This is a genomic window from Limosilactobacillus secundus, from assembly GCF_020784695.1.
GTDB lineage: Bacteria > Bacillota > Bacilli > Lactobacillales > Lactobacillaceae > Limosilactobacillus > Limosilactobacillus reuteri_F.
Genome location: NZ_JAJGUA010000044.1, coordinates 137,936 through 151,749 on the forward strand (window position 1 = coordinate 137,936; position 13,814 = coordinate 151,749).

Annotated in this window: 10 protein-coding genes, 1 tRNA gene and 2 rRNA genes; 5 read left to right on the top strand and 8 right to left on the bottom strand. The window is 37.1% G+C overall.

The features are described 5' to 3' along the window. Positions 1-7 precede the first annotated feature (7 nt). Positions 8-913: a hypothetical protein gene (locus LMB57_RS08965; RefSeq protein WP_153705215.1), complete on the bottom strand. Its 906-nt coding sequence runs from the start codon at positions 911-913 to the stop codon at positions 8-10. Between the two features lie 652 nt (positions 914-1,565). Here LMB57_RS08965 and LMB57_RS08970 point away from each other — a divergent pair. The 3 genes from LMB57_RS08970 to LMB57_RS08980 all read left to right on the top strand — a co-directional run bounded on the left by LMB57_RS08970 (position 1,566) and on the right by LMB57_RS08980 (position 3,906). Next, a complete protein-coding gene (locus tag LMB57_RS08970; protein WP_229278201.1) occupies positions 1,566-2,141 on the top strand; it encodes a recombinase family protein in 576 nt (191 codons plus the stop codon). A gap of 636 nt (positions 2,142-2,777) precedes the next feature. Further along, positions 2,778-3,410 carry a recombinase family protein gene (locus tag LMB57_RS08975; RefSeq protein ID WP_229278202.1) on the top strand — a complete coding sequence of 211 codons (633 nt, stop codon included), beginning with the start codon at positions 2,778-2,780 and terminating at the stop codon, positions 3,408-3,410. Between the two features lies 1 nt (position 3,411). Then, the gene (locus tag LMB57_RS08980; RefSeq protein ID WP_229278203.1) at positions 3,412-3,906 is read left to right on the top strand and encodes a hypothetical protein; all 495 of its coding nucleotides are present in this window, start codon (positions 3,412-3,414) and stop codon (positions 3,904-3,906) included. Positions 3,907-3,952: 46 nt separating this feature from the next. Here the strand turns inward: LMB57_RS08980 and LMB57_RS08985 are convergent, their stop codons facing one another. The 3 genes from LMB57_RS08985 to LMB57_RS08995 form a co-directional block, all read right to left on the bottom strand. Beyond that, the gene (locus LMB57_RS08985; protein ID WP_182589305.1) at positions 3,953-4,264 is read right to left on the bottom strand and encodes a hypothetical protein; all 312 of its coding nucleotides are present in this window, start codon (positions 4,262-4,264) and stop codon (positions 3,953-3,955) included. 122 nt (positions 4,265-4,386) lie between these two features. Then, positions 4,387-4,530: a hypothetical protein gene (locus tag LMB57_RS08990; RefSeq protein WP_229278204.1), complete on the bottom strand. Its 144-nt coding sequence runs from the start codon at positions 4,528-4,530 to the stop codon at positions 4,387-4,389. Between the two features lie 154 nt (positions 4,531-4,684). Next, on the bottom strand, positions 4,685-7,447 hold the full coding sequence (locus LMB57_RS08995; RefSeq protein ID WP_229278205.1) for an SEC10/PgrA surface exclusion domain-containing protein: 2,763 nt from the start codon (positions 7,445-7,447) through the stop codon (positions 4,685-4,687). A 302-nt stretch (positions 7,448-7,749) separates the two neighbouring features. Between LMB57_RS08995 and LMB57_RS09000 the strand changes: the two genes are divergently transcribed. Together LMB57_RS09000 and LMB57_RS09005 are read left to right on the top strand one after the other, a co-directional pair. After that, the gene (locus LMB57_RS09000; protein ID WP_229278206.1) at positions 7,750-8,076 is read left to right on the top strand and encodes a helix-turn-helix domain-containing protein; all 327 of its coding nucleotides are present in this window, start codon (positions 7,750-7,752) and stop codon (positions 8,074-8,076) included. Between the two features lie 135 nt (positions 8,077-8,211). Then, complete coding sequence (locus tag LMB57_RS09005; protein WP_229278207.1) at positions 8,212-9,087, top strand: Lreu_0056 family protein; 876 nt, start codon at positions 8,212-8,214, stop codon at positions 9,085-9,087. Positions 9,088-9,224: 137 nt separating this feature from the next. On the opposite strand, the gene LMB57_RS09010 is transcribed toward LMB57_RS09005, so the two are convergent. The 4 genes from LMB57_RS09010 to LMB57_RS09025 form a co-directional block, all read right to left on the bottom strand. Continuing rightward, positions 9,225-10,106 carry a hypothetical protein gene (locus tag LMB57_RS09010; RefSeq protein ID WP_229278208.1) on the bottom strand — a complete coding sequence of 294 codons (882 nt, stop codon included), beginning with the start codon at positions 10,104-10,106 and terminating at the stop codon, positions 9,225-9,227. A 298-nt stretch (positions 10,107-10,404) separates the two neighbouring features. Beyond that, a tRNA-Thr gene (locus tag LMB57_RS09015) sits at positions 10,405-10,477 on the bottom strand. Positions 10,478-10,561: 84 nt separating this feature from the next. Further along, positions 10,562-10,678, bottom strand: a 5S ribosomal RNA gene (gene rrf, locus LMB57_RS09020). Between the two features lie 79 nt (positions 10,679-10,757). Then, positions 10,758-13,680, bottom strand: a 23S ribosomal RNA gene (locus LMB57_RS09025). Positions 13,681-13,814: the final 134 nt, after the last annotated feature.

Here is a 13,814-nt window from a genome sequence, read left to right on the forward strand (position 1 = left end):
TTTCCGTTTAATGATTGGTTTTCAAAAATAAATTCTTGCATACTTCCATAGCCTCTTTTTCAATACGTTCCGCTTCCAACAATGCTTTTCCATCAAAACTAACCGTTTCATACTTAAGCGATTTGCCTGTCAACAATTCGTAAACACTATTTTGCCCAAATTGACGATTACGACATTTGTAATCCCCATCGTTATTGATAAGAAGGTATTCCAAATCATTTTTTACAAGACAATAATCATATTGCTTAATTGAAAATGTTAGATACTTAATTTTCTTGCTATACTTTTCTTTAAATTGCTCAAATTTCTCTTCGTTAAAGTTAGTAACAATAAATCCATCGTTAACACAATTGATTACATTGGATAGTCCCCAATAATTCAGCATATCGAAGACCATATTCATTCCACTATACATAGCCTTAAAACGATTAATGCTGTGTTCTACTTTCGTTTCGCCAATTGTTGAGCAATACTTATTTAGTTGAAGCTTTATTCTTCTTCTTTTTGCAACCAATCGTTTATTTTTAGGATAATGAGTATCCGCCTCAATTTCCTTTTTTTCCAAAAATAATTTTTTATGCCCCTCATCCAATAATCCTAATTGATAAGCCATAGTTGGTAGTAACGAGTGGACATCAATTTGAGCTACATTACGTGCTATGCACTTTATATATTGGTAAATACCATTGTTGGTAAAATTAAGCCGTTCCTTTTGATAACCTTCATACGGTCCTGTCGCAACCAAAGATGATAGTAACTGTGGAGGCAGTAACTTAATATTTTCGTGCTCTTCATCCATAGTTTCTGGTCGATGATTAAAATCTGGCGTTAAATGCAGCTGTTCTGCCATTAAGAGAAACTTAGGCGTACTAGGCCAATACATAATCCCATTTTTCTTTTTAATTTTTACCAAAAGAAAATACCCCTTTCCAAGTTTTTCAAAACAGTAAAACTGAAAAAGGGTATACTAAACTTGCCTTTATTTAGAATAAAGGTTATAATAATAGTGTATATAAATATATGCATTGGTAGTGAATATATTTATATATTATTTTCAGTTTTGACTGTTAAGAATAGTTAAAATTAAGGTTAAGGTTAAGGTTAAAGTTTTCTGTTTCACTAGCCAGTGGTAACATGAAAACTTTTTTAGTTTAAATAATAATTAATTATTTATTAATTAATTATTATTTATTATAATACCTCTAATTTAAAAAAAGTAAATAGCCTCTGATTGACAATCTACCCTATTAAAGATATAATAATAATTAAAGTTAATTATTATTATATCTTTAAAAAGTGCTATAAAAGCTGATTTCAAGCTGTTATTACGTTGATACTTTTTTTGAATAAGAAAAACAAATGAGTTAACATAAACAAAATTATTAAATTTTTCTTAAGATAATATTTCCGTTCTTCTAGCCCGAAGAACGGTTTTTTTATTCGCCAGATTTTTAAATAAATGGTAATTATTCATCAACTTTTAAGTTTCTGGATAAGACTTTAGATCTACTAACAGCGGAGTTAAACTGTGTTCATCAACTTTAATCAGAAAGTAGTGATAAAAAATGACACAGTTTGGTTATGCAAGGGTCTCTACTAAGGGACAATCGTTAGCTGATCAAATTAATCAATTAAAGAGTGCTGGCGCAGATAAAATATTGGCAGAGAAATTCACTGGAACTACTACTAGCAGGCCACAATTTGACAAGCTAATAAAATTAGTAAAGCCTGGTGACACTATTACCGTTACCAAATTAGATCGATTAGCAAGGAACACAAGAGAAGCACTCAATGTTCTTGATCCATTAATGAACAAAGGGGTTAAATTCAATGTATTAAATATAGGTTTACTTGAAAACAGCACCATTGGTAGATTGGTTAAAACTATCCTTTTGGCAGTTGCGGAAATGGAAAGGGATATGATCGTTGATAGAACGCAAGAAGGTAAACGATATGCTAGATTGCATAAGAAAAATTACCATGAAGGGCGTCCAAAAAGATTAATCACTCCTCACTACAAAGCAGCTTATAGCTACCTTTTAGATCATACCTATAAAGATACTTCTAAGGCTTTCAATATTTCTATTTCTACACTTCAAAGAATCAAAAAACAGATCAATGATGACGAGCAATCTCATTAACCTTTTTTTATTGGCGGTTTTGTTATTGTGAAGATTAAAGATTGACTTATCACTTCTTATCAAAAGTGTAAAAGTGCAAATATTAAATCAGAATCAATATATATTACTTTAATTATTACTATTAACACTATTAATTATCTATTTACTCTTTATTTTCTCTTAAAATTTATCAATATAAGATGAGTTCTCAAGGAAATTGCACTTTTACACTTTTAGCTTCTTAACCTTGATATGACAATGTTTATAGTAATTTCACTTAGTTGCACTAAATTCCATTATTTTGCCAAGAAAATCCACTCTAATTCTTACTGCCAGTAAGGATTAAGTATGGTGCAATTAAAAGTGTTGAATACGCATCATTTTCCTGCACTATTTTAATATTAAGAATTCATGCCTAATTTTTGTTTAAGAAATTGGTGTTAATTTATCGACTTAAGTGTCACCCTATTTCATCAAAATTGCACCAAAAACTGCACTTTTAACTAAGAGCAGTAGCAAAATAATATACTCTTTATCATCAACCCTTGATATTATTTTTCATGCCTTATTCCTCCCACCATTGTCCAACTTCAAATGAAGCTGGACAGTTTTTTTATTAGATTACCACTACCTAATAAAAAAGGAGTGACAATCACCATGACTAAATATGGTTATGTTTCAGGATTTTTAAAAGATAAAATCAGTAAAGAGGACAGTTTCAAGTATCAAGCTACCATCCTTCTGAGTATGGGAGTTCCTCACGAAAATTGTTTTGCTGATGTATTTAGAAAAAATAATAAAGACCGATATCAGCTTCGTAAATTTCTTAATACTATTGCACAAGAAGGGGATGTTCTAGTAGTCCCTACCCTAACATGTCTTTATAGTAATGTTCGAGAACTTTGCTGTCTTATGTATATTGTTGAAGATAAAGGCTTAATAATTGAGTCTAGTGATATGGATTTAAGTGATGATAGTGATTCTAGTAATTGGATACTTGCTTCTCAATTAGCTCACCTTAACTATCTTGATTATCTTCGTAGTCAAAATATTTCTAAAGCCATCAAACAGAAGAAGTATCAAGCTACCTTAAATACTGGCGGTCGCAACAAACGTGTTATCACACCCTTATACCGGCAAGCATATAAGTATCTTCAAGCCCATACTTATGGTGAAACGCAATTAAAATTTCATTTGTCAAAATCAACTCTTTATAGGATAAAAAAACAAATCAAAATGAAGCAGCTTTCTACTAATCATCAGAGTTACAATGCCAGTCGAGGTGATTAAAATGAAGAATAAAGAACTAATCTATTGGATTGATCTTACTGGTCCTGCCTCTTTAGATGAAATAATCCGCCTAACAATTATTGATCCTAATAACCAAGTATTATTCAATCGTAAATTTGATACTAAACAGGTGGATTACTGGGATAGTAACATCAACGGCATCATGCCGGAGAGCCTCATTAAGGAGCCTCTATTTGAAGAGTCGAGGAAAGAGATCCAAAAGATATTTGATAGCTCAGAGACGCTTATAACCTTCTATGGCTCAACTTCCTTTTTAGAAAAGCAAGGTATTAACTTAGCAAATAAAACGATTATTGATTTAGCTGATTCATTTAGAATCTTAGGAAATAGCATGGATACAATCGAAAACCTATGTATTTATTATGGCTATCCTTTGACTGACAATGTTTTTGATCGTACAGGTATTGATTATGCTAAAGGAATCAATTTCTGCTTCCATGAAATGGAAAATAACCGTAAAGCACAAGAAAATTAGTAGCAACAAAAAACACTTAGCAATCTCAGTCGCTAAGTGTTTTTGTTTATTCAAATGGATCGTTGTTAGTTCTATTTAATTTTTCTAACAATTCAAGACGAGCTTTAAGAATTTCATTTTCTTTTCTTAAATTCTTAATCTTAAACTGGTCTGCTTGATGAGTTGCTTCCAACTTCTCAATCTCGGCATCAGTTTTTTCAAAAGTATAAGGAGTAAATACGGTAGCAACAATTTTGTTACCTCGCTTAAGAGTGATTGTCTTTTTTGCTTTGTCGTTCATAGCTAACAGATATTCCCAATTCTTTAAGAATTGGATTAATGAAACCATATAGGTTTCGTGGAAATGTTTTCGTAACATTTATCTTACCTATCCTTTTTTAAATTTTTTGTTAAAGTTATTCACCTCAACAAACTTATTCTAATTAAAAAAGATTTATTCAAAAAAATTTTTTAGCGTGAACACATAAAGCAGTAATATTTTTAACCTTTTTTAGGTTTATGAGCACAATCATCAATTTTAATCTGTTGACTACTAACCATATCAAATATTGATATATTTTTATTTTCTAACTCTGTAACTGGAACATCTATCTTATCAGTATTTTTAATAGTTAATTTTTTCACTAATTTTATTCATTACTAGTTATCCACCTTACTGAAAACTTGTATTAAATAAAAGCAATGAGATGTAGCGAAAGAACACATAATTCAACATCTCATTGCTCTATTTTAAGAAAGAATAAGTAAGTATATTAAGCCTAATACTTCATTAGTCTAATTAAAATTCCCTTTTGCCTTTAGTAACCAATCCAAAGCCAAACATACCAGCTAATATTCCTAGTGCAATCACTGCTTTACTGTCATTATTACCTGTTTGTGGCAATTTAGCTTGTTGCGCTTTATATTGTTCACGAGTCATAGTTGTATTTTGTCCTTGTGCACCAGAAACTGCTGAACCATTTTCTTTATCAGTAGTTGGTAATACAATGGTTGGCTTAGTAGTATTGTTATCAGATACTTCACTACCTTTATCTGATGTGGCAGGCTTGTGACCAGCTTGACCACTAATGCTTGCATTACCTGTATCTGGTTGTGCAGGAGTTGTTGGGTTAGATGGTGTAGTAGGATTGGTAGTTTCACTACCCTTATTATCCTTATTTGGATCAGATGGTGTTACATTATTCTTATTACCATCGCTTGGCTTAGATGGTTCAACTGGAGTAGTACCTTGATTATCATCTTTCTTACCATCATCTGGCTTAACAGGATTGGTTGGGTTAGTAGTTTCACTACCCTTGTTATCATCCTTGTTTGGATCTGTTGGGGTTGTAGTACCCTTGTTACCTTCATCTTTACCAGTATCAGGCTTAGTAGTATGTGAACCGTTCTTGATGTCAGCAATCTTTTGATTGTCCTTATCAAGTTGTGCTTGAGCATTACTGATAGTTGACTTTGTAGCTTCAATAGCATTTTGCAGATCAGCAATCTTACCATTAATAGTGTCTAACTTGGCTTGTGCATCTTTTACTGCTTGATTAGCACTTGCATTAGCTGTTTGTTCTGCATTATCAAGAGTAGATTTCTTGGTAGCTAATACTTGGTTCAAACTTGCTAAACCATCCTTGGCTTGTTGTAACTTAGCTTCATCTTCACTTTGAGTTTGCTTTGCACTTTCAAGATTGTTCTTAGCCGAACTTAACTTGTTCAAAGCGTCTTGAACATTACTGTTGCTATCAAGATTAGATAATTGTCCTTGCTTCCAATCATTTACTGTAGCTAATGTTTCCTTAGCATTATTGTATTCAGTTTGTTGGTCTGAACTTAATTGGTTCAAGTCAAATTGAACATTAGCTTTTTGTGCTTGCAAGTTTTGAAGTTGGGTATTTAAATCTTGCAAATGTGATTGTTGACTGGATAAAGCGTTTTGAAGGTTAGTGATTTGATTATTCAAATTGTTAATCTTAGCACTGTTATCAACAGTCTTAGCATCACCAGTAATTGGCCCCATTGCTTGGTATTGTGCAATGCGATCCATCATATTTGGAGTGTTGTTACGTGCAGGACCATCATAATCAAAGGTTAATACGTAGTATTGGCCATCATCCGTAAGGTGGAAACCAAAGGCTGCATCATAATTTAGATCACCAGTGTCTTCGAGGAAGTTTTCTCGATGTCCCCAATCACTAGATGCATCAGCATCCAACATATTACCAAGTGTTCCTGCAGCATTATAAAGCAAGGAAAGCATGTTACTTCCACCATTAGTAGGAATATATGCTAAACATTCATATTGATCACGCCCAAAAGCAGAAATAATGTCATTTTCATTATGTTCAAGTCCATTAGCACTTTGCTGACTTGCTCGCACTTGTGCTTGTTGATACTTTTGTTCACTCATGGTGAATGGCTTTAAACCTCGTTGTTCACGAGCATGGTTAATTTCATTCAGCATAAGGATAGCTAACTCTTGCTTTTGTGCGTCAGTCATACCAGTATTTTGATTTACTAAGTCAAAATTAGTATTAAAGTAATTATCATATTGTGAGCCACTAGCATTGCCAATGTTTGCGTATGGATCTAGTGCAGTTTTATCGTTATCTGGTGAAACATAAATATTTTGTGGAATAATATTACCATTGTCTTGACTTCTATCTGCACTCATCCATAAATTATTCCGACTAGCATTTTCCAACAAACTCTTGGAAGTATCAATTACCCCATTAGGCACTGTCTTAATATTAGGATCAGTTTGAGTATTCTTTTCTTGATCCTGCAAATCCTTTACTTGACCTTGTAAGTCACTAATCTTTGAATTAGTATTATTTACATTATTTTGTGTGTCTGTTACTTGACCACTAACATTGTTAATCTGATTATCTAAGTTTTGACTAGCTTGAGCCTTACCTTGGCTTTCAAGCTGGTCAATTTTATTTTGAGCTTCATTAGCTTGTTGTGCTGCAGCTTGGTTAATGGCATCTGTAGCAGTTTGGCGTGCTTGGTCAACTGCTTGACTAGCTTGACTTACAGCACTGGTAGCACTTTGGATGTTTTGGCTATCGTTGTTTAGTGCAGTTTGCGCATCATTAATTACTTGTTGTTGATTATCAACTTGTTGCTGTGCTTGGTTCACATCTGCTTGAGCTTGCTTAACTGCTGGATCATTTTGAGTAGCAGCTTGTTGTGCTTGCTTAGCTTGATCAAGTTCTTGTTGAGCAGAACTTTGTTGACCTTGCGCTTCACTCAATTGGTTTTGTTGATCCTTTAATTGAGCATTAGCACTATCAATAGTTGATTGTTGCTTTTGGGCATCTGATTGTGCATTAGCAAGTTCTGGATCAGTTGCTTGTTGACCAGCTTGAATAGTACCTGTACTTTGAACTGGTGTTACTTCATCAGCGTTAGCAGTAGTTGTTCCTGCTAACATTGCTCCACCAGCAAGTCCTACTGTCATTAATGTGGCAGCCATCCATGTCTTACCTGATTTGTATAGCTTCTTGTGTTCCTTAGCAACAGTGTTGAAATTAATGTGTTCTTTCATCATACTAATTACTCCCCCGCCTTCAGAATGAAGGTGTTTTTTTATTTAATTCGTTGATAATTCTACAATTTTCCTAAAAGCTACGTTGCATTGAGTGTAGATATAATGTATTCAACGTAACTTTTTCTTGAATATATCAACTTAATACAGGAGTAATTATAACACCTTTTACCACTATAATTACATTATTTTTGTACTTGTGATTATATATGCGTATAAATTGATATAAACAATAAGTACAGTGCCTTATTTTATTAGTATTTCTTCAATATCCTAGAAATAAACAATGAAATGAGGGCTTCAAAATGAATAATCTAGGAGCTAACATCAGAGCCAGGCGTCATGAGCTTGGCATCACACAAGAACAGCTTTCCAACCAAACTGGATTATCTATTAACTATATTTCACGTTTGGAAGTTGGAACAGCTAATAATGTCAGTGCTAAGACGCTATCATATATAGCGGAGGTACTTAAGACAAGTATGGATAAACTAATGCATGGCTCAACTTATGAAGCTGAAATGGGATTTTATCAAAAGAAACTTTGGCAAGCATTAAATGCAATGGATGAAAAGCAAGCTGAACAGGTTTCAAAAAATGTTTTAGGATTAATAAACCTTGACAAAGAGTAATAATTCCTGAATAAAGCAGGTACTACGATTTTCGTAATTTCGTAGTACCTGCTTTTTATCTTGTCTTATTTGACTACAACTATTATGATGATTTAAGTACAACTATAATGTTATTTAATATTTGGAGGAGTATTTATGAAAAAAAGACTTGTTATTGCCAGCACTGTAATGATTGCACTATCATTAGCCGCCTGCGGCAATCAATCTTCAAGTACCAAAAACACTTCTAGCAGTGTTAAAACAACTAAAAAAGTTTCAAGTAGTTCATCTAAACCCCAATCTTATAAGTTCAATAACAACGAATATGGAGTCATGGGATATCTAATGCTTAGCCAAACTAGCGCTTCGAAATTAGCAAATACCACTAGAAGCACTGGTGATAATGAGGGTATGAAGATTACCAAGAATGGTAATACTTATACCTTTGGAGTATTTCCAATGGGGCATTCTACTAATGTTAGTGTCAATGACGACAATGTAACCGTCAAATATGACGAAAATACTGACGGTTCTGGTATGGGTGACAAGAACGGTAGCAAAACCTACACAAAGCAAGAATTAGCAAATAAGTATACTAACCAAAAAGGTGAGATTGATAAAGTAATTACTAAGTTTAGCTTGAACAAAGATACTGATACCACTAATAGCAGTCAACAAGCAGCCCCAACTGACCTTGATGAAAAGACTGAAGCTGTTCTTATCTATGCTAAAGCCAATGGCTTCAATACTTTAGATGTATCTGACAATAACACTGCAAGTATGGAACTATCAACTGCTGATAATGGGAGAAGAACTGTTGGTTATGGTTCTGATGGTGATGTTCAATACCAAATTGATGGTAATAATGTCACCTATTGGACATTAGATCATAGTGATGATACACCAGCTTATAAGCAAAAAATGGTTGAACATACAACAACACTTTCTGAATTAAAGCAAGAATTCTATACCCCAGAAAATCATCATCAATTAACTGTTGATATTATTGCTGATAATATGGAAGAAAATTAAAAGGGGCAACAATACTACAAAACTTAAAAAGTAGTATTGTTGCCTTAAGTATATTGTAAGCATTCAATATTGCCTCATCGCCTCAGGACTTCCTTTTATACTGAAAATATAACCAAAAACTAATATGACGGGAATGACTAAGATAAATCATCATTACGTTTTAAGAAAGTAGACAATTCAGCTGTCAATTTACTAATCCTATCTAAGCCTCTATACTTCATCTCAGCATCAAATTCATACTTTATTTCCTCAAAGTTGCTTGAACTATTTACGATTATAGTCATTTTATTTGCAAATCCTAAATCTTCTTCTTTTGCAAAATAGAATAAGGGATTATCTAGCAATAAATCTTTAACAAAATAATAATGAGTACCTTTAAACTCAAACTGATTAATTATCAAGTAGTGGGATTTATTATTTATGTCGTCGATTTTTTTGTGATGGAGATACCTAGGAATGCGATAATAAAATAATCGCTTTACTAATAAGAATAGCAAATAAATAAAATTAAATATCAATAACAAATAATAAACAGCCTCACTATTTTCCATGCTAATATTTGTTATATATAACTGAAATTTACCAGTTAAGATTACTAATGTCAAAAAAACAATCCATAAATTATGATATATAAACCACATTAAATTAAGTAGTCTCTTTATAGCTACATATGGATTATATCCACCTACCGTATTATCAGTATATTCAACTTCTTTGGGCAATAAATCTAATACTTTAGTCATCTTATCATTATCAGCCCCAAGGGCCATAAGTACAATTACAACGCAAAATATTATGCCAATAATTGGCGCATTGTTAGAATATATTAACATTCCAACATCATAAAATAAATCGCCTATGTTTAATCCTCCCCAATTAAATATTTCTGAATTTAATGAAAATTTATTGGCACCTATAAAAATTGCAATTAAGTCAATTGCATAAATAATATCGAAGATTGACAATCCTGTTACTAGGGAAATCTTTTTTTCAATACGCGATAAAAAGTCAAGGGTCATTTAATTAATTCATTCCTTTCAATACTTTAATGCCCCCTATTTTTGTTGGTAATGGTACACCAACTATTCGAGCATCTGTGCCATCACCAACAAAAATAGATAAATGCACACAAAAAATCTGCTATAAAGCCTATTAAATCAATAGTTTCGGCAATCTCTCGATGCAAGCTCATGCACACACTTTTTCTGTGTGCATAGCTGTGTGCATGATATTCTTAAATAAACAAAAATAATCCTTGATACATCTTCGTAAAACGTTGATATATCAAGGACTAATAAACCTTGTAAGTTTTTATAGTGCTGACTAGAGGATTCGAACCTCCGACCTCATCATTACTAGTGACGTGCTCTGCCAACTGAGCTAAGTCAGCATAATAACAATTCCTAATTGATTATACCAGAAACTGTTATTAAATAAAAGACGCGAATCGTTTAACCGGTCCACGTTCTAGTTTGCGTGGCAACGTCCTATCCTCGCAGGGAGCGATCCCCCAACTACTTTCGGCGTGTTGAAGCTTAACTTCTGTGTTCGGCATGGGTACAGGTGTATCCTTCAAGCCATCATCACCACACTCTTTGTCCCTTCGGACGAGAGCTTGTGCTCTCAAAACTAAATCCTATCTCTTCTCTTTCAATAAACCTGACCGCTCCTTGGTTAAGTCCTCGACCGATTAGTAATGGTCCGCTCCATGCCTCACGGCACTTCCACTTCCATCCTATCTACCTCATCATCTCTGAGGGGTCTTACTTTCCCGAAGGAAATGGGAAATCTCATCTCGAGGCGAGTTTCACACTTAGATGCTTTCAGCGTTTATCTCGTCCATACATAGCTACCCAGCGGTGCTCCTGGCGGAACAACTGGTACACCAGCGGTATGTCCATCCCGGTCCTCTCGTACTAAGGACAGGTCCTCTCAAATTTCCTACGCCCGCGACGGATAGGGACCGAACTGTCTCACGACGTTCTGAACCCAGCTCGCGTACCGCTTTAATGGGCGAACAGCCCAACCCTTGGGACCGACTACAGCCCCAGGATGCGATGAGCCGACATCGAGGTGCCAAACCTCCCCGTCGATGTGGACTCTTGGGGGAGATAAGCCTGTTATCCCCAGGGTAGCTTTTATCCGTTGAGCGATGGCCCTTCCATACGGAACCACCGGATCACTAAGCCCGACTTTCGTCCCTGCTCGACCTGTCTGTCTCGCAGTCAAGCTCGCTTGTGCCTTTACACTCTGCGCATGATTTCCAACCATACTGAGCGAACCTTTGGGCGCCTCCGTTACCTTTTAGGAGGCGACCGCCCCAGTCAAACTGCCCACCTGACACTGTCTCCCAGCACGTTCAGTGCTGCGGGTTAGAGTGGTCATATTGCAAGGGTAGTATCCCACCAGCGCCTCTGTCGAAACTAGCGTCCCGACTTCTACGGCTCCTACCTATCCTGTACAAGCAGTACAAACACTCAATATCAAGCTACAGTAAAGCTCCATGGGGTCTTTCCGTCCTGTCGCGGGTACCCTGCATCTTCACAGGGATTTCAATTTCACCGAGTCTCTCGTTGAGACAGCGCCCAGATCGTTACGCCTTTCGTGCGGGTCGGAACTTACCCGACAAGGAATTTCGCTACCTTAGGACCGTTATAGTTACGGCCGCCGTTTACTGGGGCTTCAATTCTGAGCTTCGCCGAAGCTAACCCATCCTTTTAACCTTCCAGCACCGGGCAGGCGTCAGCCCCTATACTTCATCTTACGATTTTGCAGAAACCTGTGTTTTTGATAAACAGTCGCCTGGGCCTATTCACTGCGGCTGGCCTTGCGGCCAGCACCCCTTCTCCCGAAGTTACGGGGTCATTTTGCCGAGTTCCTTAACGAGAGTTCTCTCGCTCACCTTAGGATTCTCTCCTCGACTACCTGTGTCGGTTTGCGGTACGGGCAGTTAACTACTCCTTAGAAGCTTTTCTCGGCAGTGTGACATCGGCAACTTCGCTACTGTAATTTCGCTCCCCATCACAGCTTGTCAACACGGATGTAAACATTTGACTCACATCCTGACTTACTGCTTGGCCGTACTCTTCCAGTCGTACGGTTTGCTTAGCCTCCTGCGTCCCTCCATCGTCAAACGCAGTTAACTGGTACAGGAATCTCAACCTGTTATCCATCGCCTACGCCTCTCGGCCTCGGCTTAGGTCCCGACTTACCCTGGGAGGACGAGCCTTCCCCAGGAAACCTTAGTCATTCGGTGGACAGGATTCTCACCTGTCTTTCGCTACTCATACCGGCATTCTCACTTCTAAGCGCTCCACCAGTCCTCACGGTCTGACTTCGCCGCCCTTAGAACGCTCTCCTATCACGTGCACGTAGTGCACATCCACAGTTTCGGTAATATGCTTAGCCCCGGTACATTTTCGGCGCAGGATCACTCGACTAGTGAGCTATTACGCACTCTTTAAATGGTGGCTGCTTCTAAGCCAACATCCTAGTTGTCTATGCAACTCCACATCCTTTTCCACTTAGCATATATTTAGGGACCTTAACTGGTGATCTGGGCTGTTCCCCTTTCGACGGTGGATCTTATCACTCATCGTCTGACTCCTGAGTATAAATCGATGGCATTCGGAGTTTATCTGAAGTTGGTAACCCATGACGGGCCCCTTGTCCAAACAGTAGCTCTACCTCCACGATTCTTTACCTCAAGGCTCCCCCTAAAGAGATTTCGGAGAGAACCAGCTATCTCCAAGTTCGTTTGGAATTTCACCGCTACCCACACCTCATCCCAGCCATTTTCAACTGACACGGGTTCGGTCCTCCAGTGCGCTTTACCGCACCTTCAACCTGGACATGGGTAGGTCACCTGGTTTCGGGTCTACAACTACATACTTCTTACGCCCATTTAAGACTCGCTTTCGCTACGGCTCCGGTTTTTCCACCTTAACCTTGCATGCAATCGTAACTCGCCGGTTCATTCTGCAAGAGGCACGCCGTCACCCATTAACGGGCTCCGACAGCTTGTAGGCACATGGTTTCAGGAACTATTTCACTCCCCTTCCGGGGTGCTTTTCACCTTTCCCTCACGGTACTGGTTCACTATCGGTCACTAGGGAGTATTTAGCCTTGCGAGATGGTCCTCGCGGGTTCCGACGGGGTTTCACGTGTCCCGCCGTACTCAGGATCCTGAACAGAGAGTGTGACGTTTCGTCTACGGGGCTCTCACCCTCTATGGCACAGCTTCCCAACTGTTGCGACTACGTCGCACTTTGGTAACTCTAATGTTCAGTCCTACAACCCCAACAAGCAAGCTTGTTGGTTTGGGCTCTTCCCTTTTCGCTCGCCGCTACTCAGGGAATCGATGTTTCTTTCTCTTCCTGCAGCTACTAAGATGTTTCAGTTCACTGCGTCTACCTCTTGCTAGCTATGGATTCACTAGTCAAGTAATCAGCGACTAAGCTGATTGGGTTGCCCCATTCGGAAATCTCCGGATCAAAGCGTACTTACCGCTCCCCGAAGCATATCGGTGTTAGTCCCGTCCTTCATCGGCTCCTAGTACCAAGGCATTCACCATGCGCCCTTCATAACTTAACCTAAACAATCAATGATTGTCTGATTAATTGAGTTAGCGATTATAATTCGTTAATTAAAACTCAAATAACGCGGTGTTCTCGGTTTATTGTTTTGTTAATAAAGAAATTAGATAGTATTTAGTTTTCAAAGTACAA